Genomic DNA, 26980 nt, shown 5'->3' on the forward strand with positions numbered 1-26980 from the left:
GGCGCAACATTCGACCTCAGGGACTCTCAACCCTCAGCGAAAAGTCTCTTATTGTAGTACAATTACATTCAGGTAAATTCCCTATTTTCAAGGAACGAAAGTGACGTCCCCAAGAGAATTCAAGAGCCAACTTCTTGCTCAACTAATCAGCGGCGCAATCGCCCCTGGCACGCACCTTGGCGAGACATCATTGGCGAGAGATTTCTCTCTCGCACGAAATTCGGTTCGCGAGACCCTCCGGGAACTCCTTACGACTCATCTTGTCGAGTTTATTCCCAATCGTGGCTTCAGCGTCTGGCAGCCGACCCTTGACGATATGCGTGATCTTTATCTGGCTCGGTTTCACACCGAAGTACGGGCGGCTGCTCAAGTCACATTGGCAACACCTCTCTCTCATGTCCGTAAAGCGTATGAAGAATTCATCACTTCTCTGGGAACAAACGACCCCGTAGCGATTGTGGCTGCCGACCTCAACATCCACCGCCAGCTCGTCTCGCTGTTAGGTAGCTATCGCATCGACGCGTTCTTTGCCGGCATCGTGCTGCAGATTCGTTTTCTGGCGAGCACGTTTGAGCTTTTCGAACGGGTCTATCTGAGCGAGAACTACCTACACACTCAGCACACCGTCATGTTCGATGCTTTGGCCTCAGGTGACGCTCGACGAGCAGCCGACACCGTGGGTCAGATCGTCATCGACGATCAGAACACCATGCGACTGCTCGCCGAGCGAAGACTCAGCGAAGAGCGGCAGTGAGTTCTTCCCACTGCCGTCGATAGACTCCCCAGGCCTCAAGCGCTTGATCAAGGCTGACAGCGCGAAACTGTACCTGCTCGCCAGGCATCTGCTGACCGACGATGTCCATGTCAGCTCGTGCAGTGACTCCGATCATCGCGTACCCACCTTCAGTCGGCGCATCCCGGTGCAGCAGAATCGGCTCATTGCCACCCGGTATCTCAATCGCACCCAGCGGATAGCCCGCATCGACGATATTCGAGGGGTCAGAGCCGGCACCGAAATAGTTCTCAGCGAGTTCCCAGTCGATGTGCGGGCCGCTGTATCTCATGCCAGACCGATCTCCTAAGGGCGTCAGCTTCCAGTTTGCAGAGAAGAGCGTCTCTCTCGATTCCTCAGAGAGTCGTTCGACATGCAGGCCAGGAACCACCCTCACCTCTGAACTCTTGCGGGCAGCCAGACGGAACTGATCAGGTACCGCCCGGCCGAGAACCACCTCGCGCTGCGGTCGCGCAAGTTCGATCTGATCACCGGTCTCGAGCTTGCGACCCTGATATCCGCCCAGCGCGCCCGCGAGATACGTCGACCGACTGCCGAACACCACAGGCACGTCGATGCCGCCGGCAAACGCGATATAGACGCGGCTGCCGAGACTGGCCAGCCCAAATGAGACTTCACTCCCTGCCGATAGGCTGACCGCCTGCCACTGGGGCACGGGATCCCCGTTGACGGTGATCGATGCAGTGCCACCGGTCACAGCCATGGTCGTCGATTCAGAAACCGAGAAATGAGGCAACGTGTACGTGCACTCGAGCACTGCGGCGTCTTCATCATTGCCGACGAGCAGATTCGCCGCATACGCCGAGAACTGATCGAGTGACCCGCCCGTGGGAATGCCCATTTCAAAGAGGCCGACCCGGCCTCTATCCTGCACCGTAGTGCTCAGACCCCCTTGTTTGATCTCAATCATGAGCAATCACCTCGTTGATCTCTCGTGCATAGCCAGAAGTGTCATCGGTGAACCTGTTCAAGTCGAATTCGAACGGGCTCGTTCGGTACCGGAAGGCACCGGCCGAGACTGAACGACGCAGGTCGCCGAATTCGTCCTCGTCGACAGGCCGATAGCGCACGATGTCACCAGCACGGAACAGCACCGGTGAGTCTGCGAAATCCTCGTACTGCTGCTGCGGGTCGAAGATCGGCGCCGCGCACATGCCAATCAGCTGGTAGCCGCCACCGCCGCGAACCGAGTAAATCGCCCCGAAAGCGCCGCCATGACCGAGCGACAGCGGAGGCGTATCGGTACGCGGCCTCAGGTATTTCGGCACCTGAAGCTGGTTGCGGCGATCCGTTATCTGGAACAGCTCTGGGAGACCGGCGACGAAACCTACCACCGAGACAAACCACGGCGCACCGTAATAGCGCTCGATGAACTCCTTTCGTCCGTCGAGACCATTGACACGGGCAGCGAAATCCAGATCGTCTCCGCTGGGATCCTGATGGCCTGATCTGAACCGCATCGCCACTTCATGCGTTTCAGGATCATCGAACCAGACTGGAACCTCGATGACGCGCGTCTGCAGACGGAATGACGAACGAGCCTGTTCAGCCTCGACGTGTTCCTGCACGAGACGGGTCACTTCGTCATGCCCCAGGATCTCTGGGTCGAAGCGAATCAGCAGTGAGGCATTGGTCGGATACGCCTCGATCATTCCAGGAACGTCAGCAGCGGTAAGAGCCTTGGCTACAGCGATTGCCACAAGACTCGATTTGAGCCGCATATCTGGAGACAGCTCTACGAGAAGAAACTCCTCGCCGGCTTCATATACCCTCATGTCATTTTCTCCTTGTCCAACTGCAGGCACATGCGTGATCGGTCATAGCAGTTCCTCTTCGATGAAGTCGGTGTAGTGAGCTGCCTCGACGAATTTCTCTGACTGTATGAGACGACGAGCAAATGGTGCTGTGGTGTGCACGCCGTGAGCTTCAAGTTCGCCCAGTGCGCGATCAGCTCGAGCGAGAGCCTGAGTTCGATCAGTGTCACGGACGATGACCTTGCCCAACAGCGAATCGTAGAAGGGCGTGACGTCATCGCCGGTCGTGAACCCCGCGTCGACACGTACCCCAGGACCGGCCGGCCATTGCAGCGAATCGATGTGCCCTGGTGAAGGAAAGAAGCCCTGATCAGGATTCTCTGCATTGATGCGCACCTCGATCACGTGCCCGCGCGGGGCGAGCGCATCCTGACGAATGCTGAGAGGAGCTCCCAACGCCACAGAGATCTGCTCTCGCACGAGGTCCACCCCCAAGAGCTCTTCGGTGATAGGATGCTCCACTTGAATTCGTGTGTTCATCTCGATGAAGAAGAATGACTCGGTCGACGGCTCATAGAGAAACTCGACCGTGCCAGCTCCCCGATACCCCACCGAGGCAGCGAGCGCAGCAGCTGACGCGCAGAGACGATCGCGCACCTGAGCCGAGAGGTTCGGGGCCGGGGTCTCTTCGACGAGCTTCTGGTGGCGACGTTGCAGTGAGCAGTCGCGTTCGTAGAGATGGATGAACTGCTCGCCGTCGCCGAATACCTGAACCTCGACATGGCGCGCCTTCGAGACGAACCGCTCAAGATAGAGGCTTCCATCACCGAATGCAGCGGCCGCCTCATGGGCGGTCACGCTCCACTGTGCATGAAGCTCCTCGGCGTTACCGACAATGCGGATGCCCTTTCCCCCACCGCCAGCGCTCGCTTTAATCGCCACGGGGTAGCCGATCTCGGCCGCGATCTCGGCTGCTTCGTCAGCGGTGGCGACGATTCCGCCCGAGCCCGGCACCGTCGGCACTCCGGCAGAACGTGCCTGAGCAATCGCATGGGCCTTGTCACCCATCAGATCGATGGTGTCTGGGTCTGGGCCGATCCAAGTCATGCCGCGCTGCTGCACGCTTCGTGCAAAGTCGGTGTTCTCTGAGAGAAACCCATATCCGGGGTGCACAGCATCGGCGTGCAGCCGTTCTGCAGCATCCAGAATGCTGTCGACGTGCAGATAGGTGTCGCGGGCCATCTTGCCGGGCAACACGATGACGTCATCGGCCGCTGCTGCCCAGAGCGAATCCCGATCTGGCTCGCTCACGGCAATGGCCGACTCGAAACCGAGTTCTCGCACTGCGCGAATGACACGAAGAGCGATCTCGCCTCGATTAGCGACGAAGATCGTGGTCATCAGGCCTCCTCTGTCTGCAGAATCGCGACTGCTGCCCCTGGGTCAAGCATCGCGTTGTCTTCGACAAGAAACTTGGTGAGGGTGCCGTCTGATGGTGCCGTGATCTCGCTGTACTGCTTCATGATCTCGACTAGGCCGATCGTCTGGCCGGCAACCACTTCGTCTCCGACCTCGACATATGGCGGCTGATCTGGTGCCGGCTTGCGGTAGAAGACTCCAGGCAGCAGGCTTTCGATGTTTGTCTCTGACATTCTCTTCCTTCGTTTCGTTACTGAAATTGAAATCGTGATTCTTCGCAGTGCTCACGCGGCCTGCGAACGTGAGCTCGTTACCGGGCGCCCAGAACAGTCAGAGTCTCGGCAACCGTGCGTGCGACGTCGACCGCTTGCGACCCGTCGGAATGCACGCAGATCGACTCGAAGTGAATCGGAACCGTCTTACCCGTCACCGTCTGCACAGTTCCCTCCTGCACCGCCTGGCGCACGCGGTCAGCAACAGAGGCCAGCGTGCGCCCTCCGGGGGTGCGCTGCACGGTGATCCGCCCGTCATCGCCATAGTCAAGATCGACGTAGAGCTCGGGAACGAAGCGAACACCCGCCTGTTCGCAGACTTCCTCATGCAGTGTGTTGGGTGCCCCAAGCACCTCAAGTTCGAACTTGTGCGCCGTTTCGGCGACAACCTGCATCAGATCTCGATCTTCGGCAAGCATCGTATAGAGAATGCCGTGCGGTTTGAGATGTCGCAGAGCTGCACCGTTCACACGGCAGAAGGCCTCAACTGCGCCAACTTGATAGACGATGATGTTGCGCAGTTCCTCTGGGCTCACCGCCATGCGGCGTCGGCCGAAACCTACCAGATCGGGCAACCCTGGATGAGCGCCGATCTGCAGCTGGTGGGAATGGGCTGCTGAGACCGTCGCGTTGATCGAATCCGGGTCTCCCGAGTGAAACCCACCGGCGACATTGACGAGATCCACGTACTGCATCAGTGGCAGATCATTGCCAAAACTGTGAATGCCCAACGCCTCGCCCATGTCAGCGTTGATTGAAATCTGTGCCATCTGTTCGGCTCCTCTGTTTCGTCACCAACTCATCAACGTCGAGCAACGTCTCATGAGCGAAAACTTGCAGACGGGGGGTGGTAACCCCATCTTGCGGCCTCACTCGAGCAACGCTGCCCGACACAGTCAGGACCGCAGTGCAATGTACAACAATCATGATTGTGACATACACGTATTACAGCCCTGTTACAGAGCGAGAATACACGATTCCTCGTCAAATTCAGCAGTTTCGCGTCAACAATCCGACTACTTATTGTTGGACAATTATTTCAGGGCTCGCACGAGAAGCAGATACCTTGCACCACGACTCGGCGTCCAAATTCGAGTACACTCCCCCGCTCACAGCAAATGTTCGACGAACCGGAGCCTCAGCAGTGGAATTCGCCCCGGACTTCGCATAGCAGGGGGCATCATTCGCCCTCATCGACCGCGAGACGAATTCCCTACCCCAAAAGCATCCAGTCAGCGCCTACGACAGCACAGCTGCCGCCTATGCCGCGCACAATCACCAGCGAGACTCGGAAACTCGAGACATGGAAAATGCAGGCTCAGCGAACCACGATATGCCAAGTTCCATGTCTGGATGCTCGCAGCCAGCATTTGCCATGGGTGGATGAGGGATCGTATGTGAAGAAGGCAATCATGCTCACGCTACGCCCCTCGGCAGCTATACACGCCAGGAAAGGAGCAACATGTCTAAGCTGGCCAGGCCCTCGTGGGGCCGCAATCACTTCTCACACGCAATACCATCCCGATCGCGATCGCGCTTGTACGAATAACAGGTTGCCTTTGATGCAACGGAGCTTTGCCTGCTTGCTTCACCTGTTGCAATTCGCATCAGAAACGTCACAACCGCCTGGCGCAGGCCCCGCCCCTGCAAACGAGCCGCTTGCTCGGCCTTCGCCCGCTCATCCGCCTGCAGCAACCCGAAGCCCCACAATAACCCGACAGCAGCTCAGCAGTCGTATCAGAAGCCTCAACAGTGCAGCGCCACGCCGCAAGGAAGCACCTGGGCGAGTCATTCACTTGTATCGACGGTGTGACGAAGCAGCCGATCGAGGAGTTCTCGCCGGTGTAAACGGTGCGTAGCGCCACACGTCAGTGCCAAGCCTCACGTCTTGGCTAGGACCCATTCATCGCCAGTCGCTGACGGTGCAGGGCAAGTCAACGGCCGACGCGGCGGACGCGCTCTTCGCGCTGGCGCAGCCGATACGCTCGCACTTTGGCTCGGTTCTGACATGCATACGAACAGAATCGCTGTGAACGATTCTTGGTGTCGTCGAGAAACAGGTTGTTGCAATCAGCTCCAGCACAGACACCGATTCGATTCCACCCCCCACTCGAGATGAGATCTCCTATCGCAGCCAAGGCACCAATGCGCCACCCTTGGACAGCGGCATGCGCAGGATCATGATGATGGAGCGACCAAGGAGCTTCAAGCGACATGTGCAGGATCACCGGCTGCTCACGAAAGAGGTCATTAAGCGCTACGACAGCCAGCGAGACGCTGTTCTCTGCTACTAGGCGCAGAATGTTGCGGCTGAGCTGAGCAAGACGAATTACCCCATCCGACTCAGACGGCTGAAAGGGTAAACTCCAGTCGCCGAACCGGGAAAAGACTCGGTTAGCGAGAGCTGCCACGTCGACGGCATCGTGGGCCGAGACGACGATAACCTCCGGTGTCGTAGCGTCACTGAGCAGCCCTTGTCCCACAAGCGTGTTGCCCAAGTCGATAACCGCTTTCGTCACATCGTGACTATGCGAATAGCTCGGCACCGCACCGCGTCGGTCGCCGTCTAAGCGCTGATCGATGTCTCGCATCCATAGCTCCATCTCATCGGTCGCCCCTGAAAGCCCGATCAGTCGCACTCATCACACCACATAGCCAGGTCAGTCTGCTGCGGGGTCTGGTCGCAACGGACGCAAGATGAGGAGAATACTCAACGCGACGACGCCGGCCATCGCACAAACGACACCAAGGCCCTGCAGACCACCGGTCGCAGCATCGACTTCAGTCGAGGCAACAGTCAACGCTGTGATGCTGGTCGCGAGGCTCGCTCCAAAGTACCTGCAAGTCTGGAAAACACCCGTAATCACTCCGATGTCTTGCTCAGCAACAGTTTGGTAGAGACTCGTTTGCAAAGCAAGCGTCGAGATGTTGTTGGGAGACGCCATAAGCACGGCCAGCATCGCTAGCATCACCGTCGGCAGCCCCGCGCCAAAAAACGCAATGCAGGTCGCCCCCACCGCCATACTGACAGCGGTGCATCCCACGACAGCCCTCTGATGACCTGCGTAGACCAAACGCCCGCAGACGAGAGTGACAGCCACACCGACCACCGCGGTCGGAAACGTCACCACGCCACTCTGCACAGCGTCCAGCCCACGATGGTTTTGCAGCCATGTGGGCAACCCCGTGAGCACGCTGAAGAAGACCACGTTCGCCAAGCAGTAGAGCAGCAGAATCAGAGCCGTACCACGCTGACGGAACAGACGCCGCGCATCTATGAACGGCACCGGAGCATGCCGCTCGCACCAGACGAAGAGAAGCGCGCTGAGTATGGCCACGCCCAGCAACACTCCCCAAAGGTCGGGCAGCATTCCAGTCAGCAGCAGCTGAACTGCAGCAAGTGCACAGACGAACAGAAGGATACCGGGCAGATCGATCATGCCGAGGCGAAAATGCGACGCCGGTCGGTTCGGTTCGTGTGACACACGAAGCACGAGTGCAGCGAGTGTTACTGCGATGGCTGCGGCCACCAAGGTAAGAGCCGATGGTGCCCGCCATCCCCAGACAGAGACGAGGAGCCCGCCAATCAGCGGGCCGACTGCCGCTGCGAGTGAATTCACCCAAGTGATCACACCGACAGCTCGATCAGCGCTGGATCCTGCAGTCTGACAGGCGCGACGAACAATGACGAGTCCCGTGGGAAAGGCCACTGCAGAGCCGACTGCTTGCAAACCACGCAGTGCGACGACCCAGCCAAGGCTTGGCGCAACGAGGATGCCGGCGCAGCTGACCACCACTGCTGACAGCCCGCCGATGAAAATGAGCCTGGGCCCGAACAAGTCTGCGATACGCCCCATCACGGGTTGAGCGGCCATGCTGCCGAGGTAGTACACCGTCATCGCCCAGAGTGCAGCGCTTGAGGCGACCTGCAGGTCACGCGCCATACCAGGTAAAGCCAGAGCGGTCATCGACCCGTCAAGCGGGTTGAGCACGGTGCCGAACAGTACCACGCCCAGTGTCATCCAGAGCGGCCGTGCAGATCGCTCAGTCATCAGTTGCAGAGCCATGAGCCTTCGCAGACTGCCACAGAGCCCGCAGCGTCGCGGCATCAGTCACGGTGCCGAAGTTCGCACGCACTACGTCGACCGAGGCCTGGTGTCCGACAGCTGTGAACGAGGCCGCACAGTCTTCGATCAGGGTGACATAAAAGTCCTCAAAAAGGGCGTCACGCAGGCTCGACTCGACGCAGATCTCCGTCGCTACCCCGGTGAACAGCAGCGAGTCAATACCCATCGTGCGCAGTTTCATGGCAAGGGGGGTGCCTGAGAAGGCTGAGTAGCGATGCTTGGTGATAACCAACTCGTGTTCCTGCGGCTCGACACCGAACCAGGCGCAACCAACGGGATCCTCTTCGCGGCAGATCTTCCCGACCGGTTCATCGCCACGTGTGCACCCATACCTGTTAAGCCAGGCGTGCGAATCGTCGCTCGGCCCATGAGTAGTGCGCACGAACACCACCGTCAGCCCGATTTGACGGGCCGACTCCAGCAACGAAGAAAGCCGATGTGCCATCGTTCGCCCGGCGCTGGTGTCAAAACCCATCCGGGCCAAGGCGCCGTCGCTCGCGCAGTAGTCTGCCTGCATATCGATCACGACAATGGCGGCGTGGTCGGGATGGTATCGAAAGTCGAGCTCTGTCGTATCCATGATCTCTGGTGTCTTCTCTCGTCTTTATGAGGTCTTGACCGGCTGTAGATATTCAGGGCAGATAGTCGAGCTTGAGTACGCTCTCTGGTGTGTTCTTGCCATCGTCTACAAGCAGCCCTGATTGGCGAGCTACGTCAAGATTGAGGGCTTCCGCTTCGGTTGAGATCGCAAGCCCAGTCCACAGATCGTCAGAATAGGCTCGGTCGAGAGTGTTCTGAATAACCTCGGGCGTCAGCGACGGAAACTCTTTGACAGCGATGGCCTTGGCCTGTTCTGGATCGTTGCGGACAAGGTCGATGCCCTTGCCCAGCGCAGCAAGAAACTTCCGGGTAAATTCTGGGCTCTTGTCGGCATTCGCACGTGAGGTGACGATGGCAGAGTACGGGTACTCGCCGAGGCTCTGCGGCACGTTCAACACGGGTTGGCCCCAGATGCCCTGCTCGATGCCCTGACCCAACACCGGTTCAGTCGTGACTGCGACATCGGCCTGATTCGCCGAGACCAGTGAGAGTTCGCTGCCGCTCACATCGTTGTTCACGATCTGCACGTCTTTGTCCGGGTCAAGCCCGAGTTTGCGTAGTTCAAAGAATGTCAGCACCTCAGGCGAACCGCCATGCCTGCCGACCGCGATGCGCTTGCCTCGAAGGCTCTGAGCGAGATCACTCTCATGCACACCACTGCTTGGGCTGGCAGCCCAGTAGATATTGGCACGATTGACGACACCGCCGATGGCTACGAGATCAGCGCCCTTGCTATTGGCAATCGCTCCGGATTCCGGCCCTCCGATGAACCCCCAAGCACTGTTATTGAGTACAGCATTGACGTGTGCGCCACCGGTGAGCGTCGTGACGGTCACATCGATGCCCGCATCTGAGAATGCACCCGTGCTTATCGCTGCATATAGCGGTAGATAACCAATACTGTGAATGGGCTCGGCGATGGTCACGCGGCCTGAGCCTGATGCGTCAGTGGTGTCGCCACCACCGCTACAGGCGGTCAGTGTCAACGACAGCGCGCCCGCAAGGCCAGCAGCGAGAATGATACGGCGTGAGAATTGCATGGGAGTGTTCTCTTTCGTTCGTGAGTTTGAAAAGTGGGTGCGATGCAGTCGATAACCCGATAGCCGGCTCGCCACTGCAAGCGCGGGTGGTGCATGTCAGTGCTCGATCAGATGCCTCACAAGTCGTTCAATGACCACGATGACCAGATAGAGCACCATCGACAGAATGGCCAGAGCGAAGACTCCGACCCAGATTTGGGCAATGTCGAAGTTGGCTGCGGCCATCTGTACGGTCTTGCCGAGACCATGTTCTGACCCCATGTATTCGCCGACGATGGCACCGGTGAGAGCAAGCCCGATGGCCACTCTGAAACTCGACAGAATGCTCGGCACCGTTGAGGGCAGTACGACTTTGCCGAACACCTGCAGCTTCGAGGCACCCAGCGAATACATGAGGGTTTGCAGGTCACGGTCGACTCGTGCAACCGCACTGCTGGTATTCAGAGTCTGAATCACGATCACCAACGCGGTCGCAACCGCGACCTTCGATGCGATGCCTATGCCGAATGCCAGCACGATCATTGGAGCGAGGGCGAGCTTGGGCATTGCCTCAAACACGATGAGCAGAGGTTCGGCTACCTTCCAGTACAGTCGCGACCACCAAAATGACAGACCAATGGCGGCCCCGCCGATGACGCCGATGACAAAACCCCAGATCGTCGAGGTGAAGGTGAACAGCGTGTCTTCAATCAGTGTTCCGTGAGTGAGTGTGGTCACCCCCGACTTCCAGATAGCGCTCGGACTTGACCAGAAGAACGTGTTGATCAGCCCTGCCTGAGCGAGCGCCTCCCAAACCACGAAGACGGTGACGGTGATGGCCACGACTAGTGTCGTGACGAGCCAAGGCTTCGGGTCGGTCGGGAAGAGAGCTCCTCGACGAGTCTTGGTGCTGGAGCGACGTAGTGTGGCAAGCGCGGAGAGCGAGTCTTCTACAGTGGTGGGGGCGGTCATGCGCTGGCTTTCTCGCTGATACGCGCTGCGTCGAGCAGATGGCGGATGCGGCGTTTGATGGTGATGAATTCGGGGTCGGTAACAAGCTCTGGCGATCGCGGCCGCGGCATATCGATCGTGATGTCGGCGACGATCCGACCAGGCCGGGGCGACATGACGATAACGCGGTCGGACAGATAGATCGCTTCGTCGATGTCATGGGTGACGAAGATGACCGTCTTCTGAAAGACATCCCAGAGATCGAGCAACCATTCCTGCATGTCGGTGCGAGTCTGAGCGTCGAGCTTGCCAAATGGCTCATCGAGCAGGATGACGTCTTTGTTAAACAGCACAGTACGGAGCAGCGCAGCGCGCTGCCGCATGCCACCCGAGAGCTGGTCGGGGTGATGATGCATGAAGCCGCCGAGCCCATAAGTTTTCAGCAGAGGAACGGCAATCTGGCGCGCCTCTTTCTTAGGCACACCGCTGATCTCGAGTCCGATGATCACATTGTCGAGGATGCTCCGCCAGGGCAGCAGCAGATCTTTCTGCAGCAAGTAGCCGACATTGCCCTGCTGTCCGAGAATCGATCGGTCACCGAGCAGCACGTCACCTGAGTCGGGCGCGTCCAGCCCTGCAATGATGTTGAACATCGTGCTTTTGCCACACCCGCTCGGGCCAATAATCGACAGAAACTGTCGAGCTGGCACTGTCAGCGAGACATTAGAGAGCGCCTGTGTCTGGCTGGCACCCGGCTTACCGAACACACGACTAACATGTCGCACCTCAACGGTGTCGTCTGTCCTCTGCACAACACTTGATCTCATCAGATATCCTCAGCAGCTCAATGACTAATGACACTGACGATCGTCGTCTTCAGCGGTTACTCCGAAGTCACCGCGATGTTGCACGACCGTAACGCTCTAACGGTGATAGACGGTTACTGCCCAAAAGAGCAGGCTGGCCACACAGGCACTGTTCTCGCTTTCACCTGCGCCGACAATGGCCGTGGCCTTTGTCGCGAGGCTCTTATTTCGACCCGCTCACGTCATGGACTCCGAGCACACACAGCCGTGCGTCTCCTTAAGCACCCGCCCCAGCCGCCAAAGCGAGCGAATACCCCTGTCTGCATTCGGCTCAGGACGAGCCGTCAAACAATCAACCCTGTCTACGCTCAGCCGACTCAACCCAAGGAAGAACTCGCAGAGATCGTTTTCTCCTGAGACATGATCACGAGCACGATGCTCGCTCGACCCGACAGCATCATGCAAGTACACAACGGCGCTCTGTTGCCGGGCGGTAAGAGCTGGTATGAGTCGATACACAGAAGCGACGGAGACATCGCGGCAGATCTTAGGAACGCCAAAGACACACTGAAAGCGTAGAGCGATTATCTCAGCTTAAAACCAGAATGGTGGGCGAAACCGGCCCTGTGGGCCTTCTGTTCGAAATCACAGGCAACGAAGCGCTTCACCTGCAAAACAAACCGAAGAGCAGCTTCCCGATCTTCGCAGATCGCACGTGCGCCCACGATCGTGAAGCCGTTGCGTGGGGGCATTCGCTCACCCAGTCGTCATACTACGTTTGGCCCACGACAGCTACGGACGCACGACAAACACGGCAGAGGACTCAGCGTCAGCGGCACGGTCCCCCCAAGCTGGGCGGTGACCGCACTTACGAGCCCCAAGTCACTGCCAACCTTAACGATGGAGCCCTCTGCAGGGCACCGCCAGGCCCGCTACGCCCGCAAACGACATAACCGAAGCACGCCACCATACCCAAGACAGGGGTGCCTGCCCTGCCATCGCGTGCTCGCGCTGACGCAACGACGATCAGTCTTCATCGACATCGGCCAAGCGCTGCAGCCACGAGTTCAGCAAGGCCGTCTCAGCGTCGCCGAGCACGTCCGGGTGCGCAGCCGAGTACTCCATCAGATAATGCGCCGACCCCTTGCGCGAAGCGCCGGCTGACTGCCGACTCGCCCCAGTGATCGCAGCGATCGTCGCCTCGCGCACCGCGCCACTGAGCACCGGGTCAGGGCGAGCATAGATGATCTGCCTCAGAGTGACCCCGATGTTCGTCAGGAGGATGTGTGCCGCAGCTTGGTCTGCAGGCACAGAGAGGCGCCCCTCGGCTTCGGCTCGCTGCATCAGTTCGAGCAGGATCGCAGTCGGCCGCGCCTCGGCCGGGGCTGGATCCCCTGGATGGATCTTGCCGTACATCAGTGTGTAGAACCCCGGGTTCTGCAGACCAAAGGCCACATGGGCATCCCACCCATCGCGAAGATCCTGGATCGGATCGCCCGAACTCTCGTGAGCCTGCTTCTGTGAGATGTACAGATCGAAGCCGTGCGCGATCACCGCATCGAGAATGCCCTGTTTGCTGCCGAAGAAGTGGTACAGCGTCGGCATCTTCACGCCCACGCGATCACAGATCTCGCGCAGGCTGATGTCCTCACCTGGCGATGCAGCGATCAGATCGGCAGCCGCTTCGATGAGGCGAGTTCGCGTGTCACCTTTCGCAGCATCTGACATACTCATCATGGTAGTTGCATACCATCGCTATAGTTACATATATCATCACAACAGAAGGGGTGTCATGGCGTTCCTTTTCCTCCCTGAACCCGTGGCCGCCTTCGTGGCGACGGTGAACGCTGGCGACGATCGCACATTCCTGAGCCTCTTCGCCGACGACGTCGAAGTGGATGACTGGGGGCCGACACGTCGAGGCATGTCCGTCGTAAAAGAATGGCGCGACCGCACGCTGAGCGATGGCAACGGCACTCTGACGCCCCTAGCCGTGGCTCAGCGCAGCCCGCAGATACAGCTCACTGCACAATGGCAGAACAGTGCCCCCACTCTGATCTGGCAGTTCACCTTTCTCGTTGAACGCGAGAAGTTCACCCGTTTCAGCATTCGACAGGGATAGCCATGCACAGCAACACCGCGACTTCGTTCATTCCGCTCAGACCTCGTGACCCGCACGAGTCGCATCGCGCCGCCAGCCCGCTCGAGCTCTTCTTCGACTTGGTCTTCGTCGTCGCCGTCTCGTTCTCGTCGCAGCAACTGCACCATCTCGCAGCCGAAGGGCACATCGGCTCAGGCGTGCTCGGCTACCTCATGGTCTTCTTCGCCATCTGGTGGGCGTGGATGAACTTCACCTGGTTCGCCTCGGCCTTCGACACCGACGACTGGCTCTACCGTGTGCTCACCATCGTGCAGATGGCTGGGGTCCTCATGCTTGCGGCCGGTGCCGCAGACGCCATGCAGTACCAGGACTTCACACTCGTGACCATCGGCTATGTCATCATGCGACTGGCGCTCGTCGTGCAGTGGCTGCGCGCAGCAGCGGGTGACCCCACACTGCGCCAGACCGCGGCGCGATACGCCGCCGGCATCACCATCGTGCAGATTCTCTGGGTCGCGCGGCTGTTTCTTCCTGAGCAGATCGGCTTCATTGCCTTCTTCGTGCTCGCCGCCGCCGAGATCGCCGTACCCATCTGGGCCGAGGCACGCCGACGCACGCCGTGGCATCCCGAGCACATCGCCGAACGCTACAGTCTCTTCACCCTGATTCTGCTCGGTGAGTCGATTCTCGCATCGGCCAACGCCGTGGTCGAAGCCGTCGACGAGGGCCACCACGTACCCGACCTCTTGACCGTCTCGGCCGCCGGGCTCGTCATCGCAGCTGGAATGTGGTGGATCTACTTCTCACGCGAACAGCACGACCAGCTCACCGATCTGCCCTCGGCCCTGACCTTCGGCTACTCGCACTACGTCATCTTCGCTGCTGCTGGAGCCTTCTCAGCAGGAGTCGAGCTCGTCATCGACAGCGCAGCAGGCCACGCCGAAACCTCGTCGGTTGTCGCGACGGGTCTGCTGGCGGCCCCAGTGGCCATCTTCATTCTCGGCATCTGGATGCTGTCGTTGCGTCGGCGGATGCGGCCTGCGGCAAACGGCGCGCTGGTCGCTGGCGCGGTGGTCGTTCTGGTCGGCATGCTGCTGCCTCCGCTTGCGGCCGTTGTTGTTGCCGCGGTAGGCGTTGCTGTGGCGGTGGCAGCAGTGCAGGTGCCAATGCCTGCACACAGGCCCTGACCACGCAGACCCCACACGCACCAAACAGCACACTTCAACACCTGATCTGTCGACGTAAGCCGACAGATCAGCGGCAGATACGCCGCCTGAGACCACTCACAGATCGAAACATGTGAAATGTCGGCTCAGTCAATCGAGACATGCCAAGTTCCATGTCTAGATGCTCGCAGCCAGCATTTGCCATGTGCAGATGAGGGATCGTCAGTGAAGAAGACTGTTCAGCCCCTCGTGCGACCGTAATCACTTCTCACACGCGACTCCATCGCGATCGCGATCGAGCTTGTACGAGTACCCGGGCTGTCCTTGGTGCAAGGGGGCTTTGCCAGCTTGCTTCACTTCTTTGCAATTCGCATAAGAGACGTCACCCCCGCCCGACGCTGAGCCCGTGCCTGCGAACCCGCGCGGCTGAGCCGCTTGATCAGCCTTCGCCCGCTCATCAGCCTGCCGTTGCTCTTCGGCCACGCGGGCCGACTCAGCCTCCCGCTCCTGACGCACGCGCTCAGCCTCGGCAGCCTCCGCGTCTTTGCGCTGCTGTTCTTCGGCCTGTTTGCGTTCGTCTTCAGCACGTTGGTCGGCTGCTTCCTGTTCTTGGCGCACACGCTCGGCCTCGGCAGCCCGCGAAGCCTCCGCCTGTTTATGCGCCTCCTCATCCGCCTGCTGTTGGGCACGCTCGGCATCTTGAGACGCCTGCGCGTCTATCTTCGAAGCATCTTCAGACGACTCGAGGCACCCTGAAAGCAGCGTGCCCGACAGCAGCAAAGCAAGCACCATGCCTGCGACTTGTGTGCTTCGGCTCTTCGTTGCGCCTAGCTTCGTCATGTCTCTCCCCTATTGGTTAGCTGTGAACACTTCGGCTATCCAACCATATGAGCGTCAATCCCGGCGATCTCCACCACCCCGACGAGCGCCTCACTGCCGTGGAATCACGCGCGTACGCGTACCCTCAACGCCCGAGGCGTCTGACCGAGTGCGCTTTCGACAGATGCCCTGGTCGCGCCCGCCTCTGGCTGAAGAACCATCTGCCCAGCGGCACCAAGATCAAGCTCGACTACGACCGTGAGGCGCAGGACGGCTACGGGCGCGACCTCGCCGCCATCTACAAAGACGGCACGCTCGTCAACGCCGAAATCGCCCGCAACGGCCTCGGCTCAGCCATGAGCGTCGGGGGGCAACGTCGAGCACCTGCGCGAGGTCCAAGACGCCCAGGCCGAAGCCGAGGCCAACAAGGTCGGGCTCTATTCCCCCGGTAATGATTGCAGTCTGGCTGGGCAAGTGGACGACTATGCGACTGCCAAGGTTGATCTCATGGACCCTGACGCAGCCTGGGACATCTGGGACATCGACAAACAAGCCTCATTAATCGCTGAACCTCTCGCTGCAGGTACAGCACTACTCTCAGTCCTCGACGGAGATCGCTCAGTTCCTCCCCTGAGTTACTACTCCAATGCCACGATCAAGGAACTGCGCAAAGCGGTCCAGTACCGTGTCGACTTCTTCGTGTCACGATCAGCATTTGTCGACTCGCAGCGAACCGAGCTGCAGCGTCACAGCGATGCCGTCGCGCCAAGTCCGACGGGTGACGAGGCTACGCAGGATGCTGGAGTCGTGCCCGCACCGCAACCGACTGCAAAACCTTCCCCTGCACCAGCACCGAAGCCCGCGCCCAAACCCGACAACAGCTCAGCAGGCGTGCCGGGGAAACGCCCCAGCAATGCGGCGCCATGTCGAAAGTACGCACCAGGCGGTAAGTCATTCACCTACATCGACTGCGTGACGAAACAGCCGATCTAGTCGTGAACGACCTGAAGCGCACCACTTGTCATTCGGCACATTCCCGCGTCTCACTCCAACAGCGGCTTCGGCGAGACGAATGAGTGCTCACCAGTCTCATCTTCCCAATAGACGAGCGTCGGATGCTCGGTCCGGTCATCGCCCGGCTCCTGATCCATCGCCTTGCGCGTTTCCTTGGCTGCCTCGACGAACGAATGGAAGTCGACCATGATCTCCCGTTCGCTCTCGGTGGTCTCGGCGTAGGCATCTTGGAACTTCTCGAGTTCCTTGCGCTCAGCACCAGAGAACACGCGCCCCAACGATCCCCTCTCCTTGAGTTCTTCCTTCCGCGCGTCGATCAGCCCCTTCAGCACACGCGATCGGTCTAACAATGACTGCCAGAGTTCCAAATCGTCATCGATCTGTCGTCTGAGCGCATCGAGCGCAGAGGCCACTGACTTCGGGTTTTCTTGCAGATCGACACACACTCGCAGATATGCAATGCGCAGCTCAAGGAACGACGAGAGCATCGCGCTGTGCGCATCGTAGTTCGCTTGTTTCACAACGGCGAGATCTTCGACCTCAGTGATCGCCCTGCCCCGCACGAGCTGCCGGAACCTGGCGCTGAGGGCACGCACGTCCCGCTCAGCAAACGCCAGCCGCATCAGCATGTCGCGCGAGAACGATCCTTCGAGCTCATGCTGTCCATATAGTTCGTCGACGATCACCGAAGAAGCCAGCAGAGAGCCGACGTGTGTAGCCTCGATGCGTGCCAGCACTCGGTCCAGCGTTCCCTTGATCCGATCCAGCTTCTGATCGATGCGTTTGAACTCCTGCATAATCACGACCGTCTGCAGCGCCTGGACGGCAAGCAGAGGGGCCACGGTCGGCAAGACAGCGGAAACCGGCAGAAATGGCGCCTGTGCCGCTATCCCGTTCGCGCCTATGACAGCCGAGCCGAATCCGCCATGCACCTGCATAAGCGTCGAGGGGTCCGCCGTCGCCATGAACAGCCTCGACGAAAAACCAGAGGCCAGCGCAGCTACACTACCGGCGACACCGGCGACTGCTATCGATTTCGCCGCCTGAGGCGACACCCTTTTCGCCCCAGCTGAGTACTCTCCAGTGTTCAAAAAGCTTTCTTGAAGCCCGGAGACCACAAGATCACGCAGCTTCCCCTGAAACTCATAGACAGCCAGCTGACCGCCCTGTGCGCCAATCCTGCGCACAGTCACCTCTTGGGCAGAGCCATCATGCTTGGTCTGCATTGCAGATCCTCTCAAGTCAAGTCATCAGAACTGAGCGGAGGGCCTGCCTTCGCCACCCCGCGCGCAGACCGATAATATATCGCCTGTAGCTTCGCCGACGCGCCCCGCACCGCTGCCGTTCCACCCTGACGAGGCGATCGTCAGGCCGTCAACGAACGCATCGCCGCAGCGCGCACGCGCGCTGGCGAGGTCGGAGTGCGGCAGACTGCGCTGCCTGAACAGGATGCCATCTAGGGTCGCGAACACAAGAAACAACAGATGAGCAACGCAGGATGCTTCAGTCGCGCCTGCCCCGATCCTGCGCCCGCCTCGAGGGTGGCGCGGAAGACGGTGCCAAAGCCGGCACTTGAGCTGAGTCCCGCAGCTCGGCGTCATCGTACGCATCGGAACTGCGATCCTCCTCGGTAGAGCTGAGAGCATCCCTTTGCAGGCGATTCACGGATCCCTCGACTTGCCGTTGCCGAAGCGGTAAAGCGGCCTCAGTACCGACTATTGATTGCAGGGATAGCCGAGCTCGACCGCCGCTATGGCTGTGTCTCTACGACGTCCACACCCAGTACCCAAATAGGGCTGTCACGAGCATCTCGGCGGTGACGTCCATGCCGACGCGAAGATGCGCGAACACTCAGCAGGCAAAACAAGCAGAGCCACCCAAGTGAGCAGCGCGCCGAACCCGGACGGGGCACTGCTCACCCGCACTACCACACGCCGCATCACAAACAACACCAGACGCCGCTCAACCGCAATAACGATGCTGCCCGACCTGTCGAATACTCAGTCGCCCACGTAGCGGCAGCCCGGCTCACCAGCAGAGAAATCACATTCGATGAGGTCGCGGAGCTTCCGGCCAGACTAGTCCGGGACCTCTCGACCGACGAGCCGAGCCACCGCTGCATCGGCGACATCCCCTACCGGCCGATCGCGGGCCGCACGAACCTGTATCTCGCCACCTGCATCGAGCTGGGCTCCTGCAAGGTCGCCGGCAGGCAGATCGTCGACCATTTGTGCACCCGGCTTGTCGAAGAAGCCCTCACCGCTGCGGCGTGTGATCGCGGGTCACTGGCCGGCGCCGTGTTCCACAACAACCACGGACCGGTCTACACAGCGAAGGCCTACACAGACCTCTGCAAACACTTGGGAATCGCCCAGTCCATGGGCTCGGTCAGGTCAAGCGCCGACAACTCACTCGCGGAGAGCTTCAATGCCACACTCAAACGAGAACTTCTCGAAGACACCACAACGTTCCCCGACCAAGCCATCGCCCACCGGGCCCTGTTCGCATGGGCCAACCGCTACAACACCCGAAGACGCCACTCCGCGATCGGACTCGTCAGCCCGAACACCTACGAAACCACCCACACAGCCACCGCATCCGCTACCGTCACAGCAGCGGCATAGCCAAGCAACACCGTGTCTTGGATCAAGGGTCAAGGCCCATTTCGTGCTGCTCCCACAATACGGGCAGGCGGAATCTCAGGTAGGTACCGTTCTAGAGCATCCCCCAGATTGGCAAGTATGGCTTGCAGTGACAAAAGCAAGGGCCTTTGATGCCCAGCTTCGTCAGGAAGTCCCCAAAGCAGGATTCTTGCTTAGTTTTACGCCAGTCCAGGAAAAACTATCCGCATAACCTATCAAGACGAAGAGCGCCCAAAATAGAGGTTTGAATTGATACGAAGTTACGGTTTCCCCAATAAGCATGGCGAACAGACAAACCAGAACAATTGATCGAACGTTGACGTTTCTCTGTCTATAAAACTCAATTACGAACGTGATCAAGAGCAGAATAAACACCGCAAGCAGAACGATGCCACCTTTGACCAAGGTGTCGAGAAGAAGACTGTGGGGATGCGCATAGAAATGATCGTTGGTCCCAACAATCGCTTGGCTCGAGACACCATGACCAACCCAGGGCCGTTCGGCAACAAGTGATAGTGCGGCGTCCCAAAGCCCGTCCCTACCGGTTAGAGTCACATCTTTGCCAACATCTTCCAACGCCCCAGCAAACAAGTGTTGAACTCGAAATACGGTAAGCCCTAACGCGATGAGAAAAAACAAGATAATAAGAAGAATGGGTTTTAGGATTCTTGGACCATAATCATGACTACTCCAAAACAATAAGACAAGAAAAATTATGATCTGTACTATACCTGTAATTGCCTGCACATAGACTAAAGACACTACAGTAATTGTCAGAGTAAACCAGAAGAGCCTCCCCCTTAACTTCCCTCTATTTGAGTAAGCGATACAGGAGACAAAACCACACAGAGGCAGAAGATTGATAATCATTCCGTTGTCAAAACCCATAAAATAGTTATCACCTGATACGTTTGCCGTATCGTACATACCTTCTGGAAAATAGACAATAATCGTCAGAAGGTTGATGGAATACAATACCAGCAAAACAATCACTACAGATTTCAAAAAGAATCTAGGATATCTCTGCAGATAGATTTCAAACAAGAGACACATGGCAATGCTGGGACCGGCCATCTTGAGGTACTGGTCAAACTCTGCACTACCAAATGCAGTCGATATCGCAACCAAAATCCAAAATAGTAGTAAAACTAGAATCGGCGCATGCAGCTTAGTTGGCGACAATAGTACAAAGAGAAGTAAGCCTACCAATAAGGCAGTGTCGAATAGAACGGCTACTGAATCCAACCACCCAAGCCCGATATAAACTAGAGAATCTGGTTTTACTAAAGCAAAAATACTTACCCAAACAAAAAGCCCGTGCACCCAAGGCAATTTCGGCTCGGAAGTGTAATACTCTCGCGAAATCGATTGCAAAGGGGCTCGCGCCCGACTACTACTGGAAGGATTAATCACGAAGTGCTTCTTCCAAGCTCATTCGCTCAAAGACTTCTAGGAATCCACCACGGGTCACATTCCTCACACGGATACCATGCGACTGACAATGAAGCCTCGCAAGACCATACGCTCTCTCCATCCCCTCGCTATTAGCAGTAACAGTAATACTCGACGGGTCCTTATAAAAGTGATTCTTCACACCCTCAGCCGCAGTCAATTCACCTTGTGCGTTAATCGTGCGGGCATAGGAATGGTCCATTCCCAGCAAGTATATTTCTTCATATCCCATATACACCGCTAGTTGGAGCATTGTAAATGTCACTGTAGCAAAATCCACAACATACTTTGAGATATCCTCAGAGAAGCTGAGAGCATTTCCTATGGGTTTTTTCCCATGAAATACAACCACTTCTTCTAGAGAAGTACCAATCTTTCTTGCATAGTAGTCTCCCATGAACACTTGGATCTTCGTGAGCGAGTCGACCTCATCTTTTATTTTCCCATAGATATCTTGGACCACATAGTATTTTGGTCGCCAGGAAGTCCTTGGGAACACTCTAAAGATCTGGTTCGAAGCAAAAGTATCTTCACCGCTAATTAGTTCTAGGTCAGATGGAGTTAGACTCGGGCCATTTCCAATTATGAAACAGCGACGTCGTCGAGCAGAATTATGCAGCGCTTGGAGACTGTCTTTCCAGTCCTTGCGAGAACTTGACCATTGATAGAAGAGCGAATTATTGCAATTAACAATCCTCGTTGCCCACGCGTGCAAGAAGGGTGATCGCCCAATAGCGAGCCTTATAGATGTCTTCATATAAAATCCTCTACAAGCCGCTCATAGTATCGTGCCAAGTTCTCGGCTGCTTCACTCACTTCGTATCCAGCCTCTCTCATACGGACATCTTGATCCTCACGGATGTCACCCTTATGGGCGCAGATAGCCTTGGCCCACTGGGAGGCACCGAGCGTCAATGGGAGGCGTTGGGCACTGTCGATTATGAGGGCTTCATCAGTGACCGCATCAGAAAAAATGAATGGAAGCCCAGCGGCTTGAGCTTCAATTCCAGTTCCAGGAACACCTTCATACAGACTAGGCAAGACGAACGCGTCTAGGGCTTGGTATAAGTCAGCCGTGTCGGACCGGATGCCTAAATACAAGAATGATGATTCGGGTAGTTTCTGCCGAGCGTAGCTCATAACACGATCGACCAGAGGCCCATCTCCCGCTAAGACTAAGACCGCCTCCGGCTCCGTCTTGAGCACTTCACTGAATACATCGATGAGAAAGAGATGATTCTTTTGCTCCACGAACCTGCCAAAGTGGCCCACAACGAATCGATCAGACACCTGCAGCTGCTCACGCATTCGCAGTCTTCTGACTGGGTCGAACCGTAGTTGGCTCAGTTCACGTGCAACCGGAACGTAATGGACGGGTACCCTCGGTCCAAATAGCCACTTACCCGCGAGACGAGAGCTTGTCGCGTAATTTGTTGGGAATACCTTTGCTAAAGATCGCAGGAAATACTTGACAACGTTCTTGGCATGCTCGCCTTTTCCCGCCATCGTGTGACAATGAGCAATTCGGACTCGAACTCTAGCGCTCTTCGCCGCCCATAAGGGTAAAACAGAGAGCGTGCTCATATGCGCGTGAACGATCAAGTATTGATTTGATCGAAACAGATCCACTAGACGACGTTTATACTTGAGGATATTAGTGTATTGGGGTACATAAAATACTCGTCCCCCGAGACTGTGAATCTCTTGTTCCGGAACTTCTTCTCGAGTTCCGTCACAAACGATAAAGTCGAAGCTTATGCGTTTCTTGTCAATATGTCGAAACAGGTTCAAGACGAGTGTCTCGACTCCGTAGTTCCGCCAATGGCCCAACACAACGGCAACTCTCATCGGCTGCATTACTCTCCTCTTCTCTTCATAGATGTCTCGGCTGAATACCTAGGATCAGGTGTGACTTGCGTCGAGTTACGATACTTTAGCTATTTGGTCGTAAGGGCTTCAGTTTTCTCTTCCCAGCCTCACACTCATCACTTTTTTAAGAAGACAGAATCTAGCAACCGCTCCGATGACCATGCCTAGGAGCATCGCACAGGCCACCCCAAACGCTCCGAACCGAGCCAACCAGATGAGAACAAGTCCGAACACAAAGAAGGTCAGAAGATTTGATGCGCTGATCTGAAAATCCGCTCGAAGGGCGTATAGCGCTTGATGCGCTGGCATTGAGATACAGAACGAGGAAAATGCTACAAGAAGAATGATTAGAATAGTGAAGTTGTCCTTGTATATGTTTGGCAGAAACTCTCGCACAAAGAAGAACATGCAGATAGCGAAAGTTGCAGCCACCAGAGATACGACAATGACAACCTGTCTAACAGTTAGACTAACCTCTCGTCGTAGGCTTTTTACATCAGACTCTTGGCCAGCCTTTAGAATTTTGGGTAGTGAATAGGCGAGAGTTCCTGCGTCTAGAACAGACCGCAGCCCACCGGAAACACTAATGTACAGCGTATAGACGCCGACTATAGACAGGTCTTCTAGATGGTTGAGCACGAGCCTATCTACTGCAGTCAATGCACTCAACGCTGATGTACCGAGAAAGAACACGAGCCCCATCTGGAGACGCTTCCAAATCCACGATGATGACTTCCTCATACCATCTCTCCGGAAGAACCCTGCCTTGGCGCTATAGACCGAAGCTAGAACAACTGAGAGTGTCGACCCGATGAGCCATGCGACAATAACAAACTCTAGGCTCCTGGACTGAGGAATGAAAAAGAAGCAACATGCAACAGCAACTCCCCACACCCCGGAACGAACAAACAGTGTCACTGTCCCAATCGTCTGTCTATTCAGGGCAACGAAGATACGATAATATTCTTGTGAGAGATGCTCAGGTATGGCGAGAACAATAACTGTTGTGATTATACTAACTTGTGCGAAGCCTACGACTGTAAGAACCAGTCCAATGAGGATCATAACACCATAGGAAATTAGATAAACTTTAGCTTGAGCTTCGAGAATGCTCCCGATTCCGTTGTTCCTAACGGAAACTGCGTCTCTGTTAGCCTGGGTATAAAAATCGATTCCCAGAATCAGCACAAGAAAAGCGACTGTACCGGTGATTATTCCATATCTACCCACATCACTAGGATCTAAGTAGAAACTCAGCAGGAAAAGAACTACGAACTTTGACCCCAGTGTGCCGACACGGATGAGGGTATTCAGTATCTTTTTCACCGGGTTGTCTCCGTTGATAGTTCAATCGGTCATTTCCAACACCTCTCACTGTTCTTAACGCGTATACGGCTAAGGCGTTGGGCACGAGTTTTCATTCCAGGTCCGAGATCAAAAGCACATCGTATTTCGTCTTGGGCACACGCAATGATCTACCTACAATCTGGTCCCATTCGGCGACCTCGATTCCTTGGTTTGCCCGCAACGGAATGAGATCGCTCTCCAAGAGCACGGTCCCGCTTCTCAGATCCTGCGCCACGCAAATCCGACGTCGTGCGTTTTGAATAGCGGTTCGTTGAGATAATGTATCAGGCGTAGGTGAACCAGCCAGCTCACGTCTCTGCGCGAGTTCTCGCGTAAAGCGCCGTAGCCCGCTTTCGTCGAATGCGTGATAATGGTCGTTTCCGACAGCCGATCTGTCATCTGTAAAGTGTTTTTCAATGATCCTCGCACCGAGCGAGCTGGCCAGCAGAAGAGACGGCACGTCCCCATCTTCATTGGGTGCGACGTGATCCGAATATCCCACTGTAGCGTCCTGCCCATAGCGCTCGAGCAAGCTACTTATCACGAGCAGGTTCGCGTCTGCGGGCGGGGTAGGGTACCGCAATACGCAGTGCAGTAACCCAATCTGAGTGGCGCCTGCGCTAGTTAGAACACCCATAGCGCGGTCTATCTCATCGAAAGTCGAGGCTCCAATTGACATGATAACCGGCTTACCTTGCGCTCCGATCTCTCGAACTAATGGCACATTCGTCAGATCAGCGGAAGCAATTTTGAATGCCGGCATGTAAGGAGCAAGCATACTGACTGAGGGAAGGTCAAATGGTGTTGACAGAAAATCGATGCCTACTTCAGCACAATGCTCGGCGAGGATCTCGTACTCGGCAACGCCAAAGGAATCATATCTACTGAAGAGTTCAAACTGAGATGGGGTCGCCTCTTTCGTCGTGTCCCAGTATGCAGGACTACTGTCTCTACTAGCAAGAGTCGCCGCCTTATACGTTTGGAATTTGGCTGCATGACCGCCAGCGGAGGCCACGCTATCGATCATTTTCAGCGCCCTTGCTAACGACCCTTCATGGTTCACCCCAATCTCTGCAATAACGTAGGGGTCCAAGTAATCACGGTGCATTATTTGTACTGACACTAGAGATTCTCCTTCGAAGTAAGGTTTAGAGATTAGGAAAGACGTTGAGCCCGAGTCTATCCAGTATTGTTTCAACAGTGCGCCGATTGCTTCGTCGATGTCCAGCGGCAAGAGCATTCCTGGCGAGCAGACGACGCTTTGGCGCATCATTAAGTACTGCGTGAATCCCTTCACGTAATTGATCATCAGTCAAGGACTGACCCAATCCAAGCATTTCGACACCGTTATCGGAAACAGCATGGTTATGTGTCATTTCTCGCATGTTCTGGGCTATACACACTGAGGGAACACCCAATGCTGCGAGTTCAATGATTGTTCTGCCTGCAGAGGTAAGAGCAAGATCTGCCTGAGTCATAACGCCTGGCATATATTCAATATCATGCAGTACTTCAAGACTGTACTTCGCGTCTTTCGGGGCTTCCAATGCTCCTGCGCCTAGGCCACGTATCACGGTAACCTCACCAGAGAAATTCAGATCTCGAAGCGCTTGCAAAGAACGTTGAGCGAGACATGAAGGGTCTGTACCGCCAAAGAGGACTAAAATCCTGTTGACCTCCTCTGGACGGTTCTTTCTCGGCTCTGCGGTCTCGAACTGAGGCGAAAGCAGCGAGAATTGAATGCCTTTCAACTGATGAGAAGCCATGACTTCGTGATTCTCAGTAAACTCCGATACAAGAAGGTCTACAAGGTTTGCGCCAGAGCCTGAGTCCTCAAAACTCAGGACCTTAGTGGAGGGGTTCTGGCTGCGAATATTACTGACCAACGATGCGTCGGTGTCGAGAATGTCTAGAACGACGAGATCTGGCTCAAACTCTCTAGTTATCCTCAAAAATTCGTCATCATTTGCTACCTGTTTCAACGCATAAGGGTATCGCCGCAAAAACTCTGCCCCAAGAGGTAGATCTGTGCTCGTCACAAATAGAATTCCATGACGTGCTAGTTCTGTTGCGAGTGCCAACGCACGGTAGACATGACCCATCCCAAGCAGCGGACCTGCATCCACTCGGATTACAATACGTCGCCTCGTAAGGAAGTGTGCAGCAACATATAGATCGCCAAAATGATCGATGTCAATAGCCTCTTGCGGAGAAACTGATATTAGAGATACCGGTTCTATAATTCTACTCGAATAGCTGAGGGCGTCGTGCAGTTTGCTTGCAACTGCTCCTCCCGTTTCTCGGAATTCTGGGCGGAGGTACTGTCGGTTCACACGCTCTTGGTAAAGAGGATGAGCAACTCCGTCTGCGTCCAGCGTCCAGCTTAGGTGCCGATCATCAGACACAGTTATGGCCGAGCGACCAAGGCCTTGAGCGACCGCATCAATCGCTTTATTGAGTGTCGAGGCTGACAGTAAAGGGGAGGTAGGTTGAACAGTGACCACTATATCGTCGTCGCCAGCCCCAAGCTGCTGTACTTTTGGAATATTCCGGAGTATTTTCTCGTCTAGAGTCTCATCAGGGGGTGTCGGGTTCGTCTCAAAGAGTACCGTAGCTCCCGTTTTTTGACTTATCTCTTCAATCTGTCGATCATCCGTAATGACTAATACGTGGTTAGCATCGACAACTTGGAGAGCAGTAGAGATTGAATATGTAATCAACGGAGCACCTGCAATACTCCGTACATTCTTACGTGGAACACTTACTGATCCGCCACGAGCTGGAATGAATATCCAGACCTGATTTCTGTGCTGCAGTTCCTGCATGTCC

General features: G+C 56.4%; 27 protein-coding genes and 1 pseudogene. 6 read left to right on the forward strand and 22 right to left on the reverse strand.

Annotation, left to right across the window (positions count from 1 at the left end):
* Positions 1-100 precede the first annotated feature (100 nt).
* Positions 101-754 (forward strand): GntR family transcriptional regulator, encoded by a 654-nt coding sequence (locus tag F8O09_RS04620; RefSeq protein WP_158054095.1) that lies wholly within the window; start codon positions 101-103, stop codon positions 752-754.
* On the opposite strand, the gene F8O09_RS04625 is transcribed toward F8O09_RS04620, so the two are convergent.
* The 13 genes from F8O09_RS04625 to F8O09_RS04685 all read right to left on the reverse strand — a co-directional run bounded on the left by F8O09_RS04625 (position 735) and on the right by F8O09_RS04685 (position 13469).
* A complete protein-coding gene (locus F8O09_RS04625) occupies positions 735-1703 on the reverse strand; it encodes a biotin-dependent carboxyltransferase family protein (protein ID WP_158054096.1) in 969 nt (322 codons plus the stop codon). The genes F8O09_RS04620 and F8O09_RS04625 overlap by 20 nt on opposite strands.
* Positions 1696-2568: a 5-oxoprolinase subunit B family protein gene (locus F8O09_RS04630; RefSeq protein WP_158054463.1), complete on the reverse strand. Its 873-nt coding sequence runs from the start codon at positions 2566-2568 to the stop codon at positions 1696-1698. The genes F8O09_RS04625 and F8O09_RS04630 overlap by 8 nt, the downstream gene beginning before the upstream one ends.
* A gap of 42 nt (positions 2569-2610) precedes the next feature.
* Positions 2611-3948, reverse strand: coding sequence for an acetyl/propionyl/methylcrotonyl-CoA carboxylase subunit alpha (locus F8O09_RS04635; RefSeq protein ID WP_158054097.1), 1338 nt, complete (start codon positions 3946-3948; stop codon positions 2611-2613).
* Positions 3948-4199 (reverse strand): acetyl-CoA carboxylase, encoded by a 252-nt coding sequence (locus F8O09_RS04640; protein ID WP_158054098.1) that lies wholly within the window; start codon positions 4197-4199, stop codon positions 3948-3950. Before F8O09_RS04640 ends, F8O09_RS04635 begins: the two co-directional genes overlap by 1 nt.
* Before the next feature lie 77 nt (positions 4200-4276).
* On the reverse strand, positions 4277-5008 hold the full coding sequence (locus tag F8O09_RS04645; protein ID WP_158054099.1) for a 5-oxoprolinase subunit PxpA: 732 nt from the start codon (positions 5006-5008) through the stop codon (positions 4277-4279).
* 727 nt (positions 5009-5735) lie between these two features.
* Positions 5736-5846 carry an excalibur calcium-binding domain-containing protein gene (locus tag F8O09_RS10650; RefSeq protein ID WP_225732920.1) on the reverse strand — a complete coding sequence of 37 codons (111 nt, stop codon included), beginning with the start codon at positions 5844-5846 and terminating at the stop codon, positions 5736-5738.
* Between the two features lie 326 nt (positions 5847-6172).
* Positions 6173-6829: a CGNR zinc finger domain-containing protein gene (locus tag F8O09_RS04655; RefSeq protein ID WP_192497561.1), complete on the reverse strand. Its 657-nt coding sequence runs from the start codon at positions 6827-6829 to the stop codon at positions 6173-6175.
* Positions 6830-6898: 69 nt separating this feature from the next.
* Positions 6899-8305 carry an MFS transporter gene (locus F8O09_RS04660; protein ID WP_192497562.1) on the reverse strand — a complete coding sequence of 469 codons (1407 nt, stop codon included), beginning with the start codon at positions 8303-8305 and terminating at the stop codon, positions 6899-6901.
* A complete protein-coding gene (locus F8O09_RS04665) occupies positions 8283-8945 on the reverse strand; it encodes a cysteine hydrolase family protein (RefSeq protein ID WP_158054103.1) in 663 nt (220 codons plus the stop codon). The genes F8O09_RS04660 and F8O09_RS04665 overlap by 23 nt, the downstream gene beginning before the upstream one ends.
* Before the next feature lie 52 nt (positions 8946-8997).
* The gene (locus tag F8O09_RS04670) at positions 8998-10005 is read right to left on the reverse strand and encodes an ABC transporter substrate-binding protein (RefSeq protein WP_158054104.1); all 1008 of its coding nucleotides are present in this window, start codon (positions 10003-10005) and stop codon (positions 8998-9000) included.
* A gap of 96 nt (positions 10006-10101) precedes the next feature.
* Entirely contained in the window at positions 10102-10956 is an 855-nt protein-coding gene (locus F8O09_RS04675; protein WP_158054105.1) for an ABC transporter permease, read from the reverse strand.
* Positions 10953-11762, reverse strand: a complete 810-nt coding sequence (locus tag F8O09_RS04680; RefSeq protein WP_158054106.1) for an ABC transporter ATP-binding protein — start codon at positions 11760-11762, stop codon at positions 10953-10955. The genes F8O09_RS04675 and F8O09_RS04680 overlap by 4 nt, the downstream gene beginning before the upstream one ends.
* A gap of 1005 nt (positions 11763-12767) precedes the next feature.
* Entirely contained in the window at positions 12768-13469 is a 702-nt protein-coding gene (locus tag F8O09_RS04685) for a TetR/AcrR family transcriptional regulator (RefSeq protein ID WP_158054107.1), read from the reverse strand.
* 64 nt (positions 13470-13533) lie between these two features.
* Between F8O09_RS04685 and F8O09_RS04690 the strand changes: the two genes are divergently transcribed.
* A complete protein-coding gene (locus F8O09_RS04690; RefSeq protein ID WP_158054108.1) occupies positions 13534-13863 on the forward strand; it encodes a nuclear transport factor 2 family protein in 330 nt (109 codons plus the stop codon).
* Between the two features lie 2 nt (positions 13864-13865).
* Positions 13866-15029: a low temperature requirement protein A gene (locus F8O09_RS04695; protein ID WP_158054109.1), complete on the forward strand. Its 1164-nt coding sequence runs from the start codon at positions 13866-13868 to the stop codon at positions 15027-15029.
* A 240-nt stretch (positions 15030-15269) separates the two neighbouring features.
* Here the strand turns inward: F8O09_RS04695 and F8O09_RS04700 are convergent, their stop codons facing one another.
* On the reverse strand, positions 15270-15848 hold the full coding sequence (locus tag F8O09_RS04700) for an excalibur calcium-binding domain-containing protein (protein ID WP_158054110.1): 579 nt from the start codon (positions 15846-15848) through the stop codon (positions 15270-15272).
* Positions 15849-15895: 47 nt separating this feature from the next.
* Here F8O09_RS04700 and F8O09_RS04705 point away from each other — a divergent pair, with 47 nt between their 5' ends.
* Positions 15896-16279: a thermonuclease family protein gene (locus F8O09_RS04705; RefSeq protein WP_158054111.1), complete on the forward strand. Its 384-nt coding sequence runs from the start codon at positions 15896-15898 to the stop codon at positions 16277-16279.
* A gap of 22 nt (positions 16280-16301) precedes the next feature.
* Positions 16302-16820, forward strand: a complete 519-nt coding sequence (locus F8O09_RS04710) for a hypothetical protein (protein WP_158054112.1) — start codon at positions 16302-16304, stop codon at positions 16818-16820.
* A gap of 50 nt (positions 16821-16870) precedes the next feature.
* On the opposite strand, the gene F8O09_RS04715 is transcribed toward F8O09_RS04710, so the two are convergent.
* A complete protein-coding gene (locus F8O09_RS04715) occupies positions 16871-18067 on the reverse strand; it encodes a hypothetical protein (RefSeq protein WP_158054113.1) in 1197 nt (398 codons plus the stop codon).
* An 816-nt stretch (positions 18068-18883) separates the two neighbouring features.
* On the opposite strand from F8O09_RS04715, the gene F8O09_RS04720 reads away from it, so the two are divergent.
* Positions 18884-19465 carry an integrase core domain-containing protein gene (locus F8O09_RS04720; protein ID WP_158054114.1) on the forward strand — a complete coding sequence of 194 codons (582 nt, stop codon included), beginning with the start codon at positions 18884-18886 and terminating at the stop codon, positions 19463-19465.
* Positions 19466-19627: 162 nt separating this feature from the next.
* Here F8O09_RS04720 and F8O09_RS04725 read toward each other — a convergent pair whose 3' ends face one another.
* From F8O09_RS04725 to F8O09_RS04750, 7 genes and pseudogenes are all read right to left on the reverse strand, one after another.
* Positions 19628-20896: an O-antigen ligase family protein gene (locus F8O09_RS04725; protein WP_158054115.1), complete on the reverse strand. Its 1269-nt coding sequence runs from the start codon at positions 20894-20896 to the stop codon at positions 19628-19630.
* Positions 20889-21692 carry a 6-hydroxymethylpterin diphosphokinase MptE-like protein gene (locus F8O09_RS04730; RefSeq protein ID WP_158054116.1) on the reverse strand — a complete coding sequence of 268 codons (804 nt, stop codon included), beginning with the start codon at positions 21690-21692 and terminating at the stop codon, positions 20889-20891. The genes F8O09_RS04725 and F8O09_RS04730 overlap by 8 nt, the downstream gene beginning before the upstream one ends.
* Entirely contained in the window at positions 21689-22243 is a 555-nt protein-coding gene (locus tag F8O09_RS10505; RefSeq protein WP_225732922.1) for a glycosyltransferase, read from the reverse strand. The genes F8O09_RS04730 and F8O09_RS10505 overlap by 4 nt, the downstream gene beginning before the upstream one ends.
* A 60-nt stretch (positions 22244-22303) precedes the next feature.
* Positions 22304-22792, reverse strand: a pseudogene (locus F8O09_RS10655) (glycosyltransferase); the annotation flags it as partial.
* 99 nt (positions 22793-22891) lie between these two features.
* Positions 22892-24130, reverse strand: a complete 1239-nt coding sequence (locus F8O09_RS04740) for a lipopolysaccharide biosynthesis protein (RefSeq protein ID WP_192497563.1) — start codon at positions 24128-24130, stop codon at positions 22892-22894.
* A 91-nt stretch (positions 24131-24221) separates the two neighbouring features.
* Positions 24222-25391: an N-acetylneuraminate synthase family protein gene (locus F8O09_RS04745; protein WP_318655748.1), complete on the reverse strand. Its 1170-nt coding sequence runs from the start codon at positions 25389-25391 to the stop codon at positions 24222-24224.
* Positions 25300-26976, reverse strand: a complete 1677-nt coding sequence (locus tag F8O09_RS04750; RefSeq protein WP_192497564.1) for a cytidylyltransferase domain-containing protein — start codon at positions 26974-26976, stop codon at positions 25300-25302. Before F8O09_RS04750 ends, F8O09_RS04745 begins: the two co-directional genes overlap by 92 nt.
* Positions 26977-26980: the final 4 nt, after the last annotated feature.

The organism is Pseudoclavibacter sp. CFCC 11306 (assembly GCF_008831235.1).
In the GTDB taxonomy this organism is placed as follows: domain Bacteria; phylum Actinomycetota; class Actinomycetes; order Actinomycetales; family Microbacteriaceae; genus Pseudoclavibacter_A.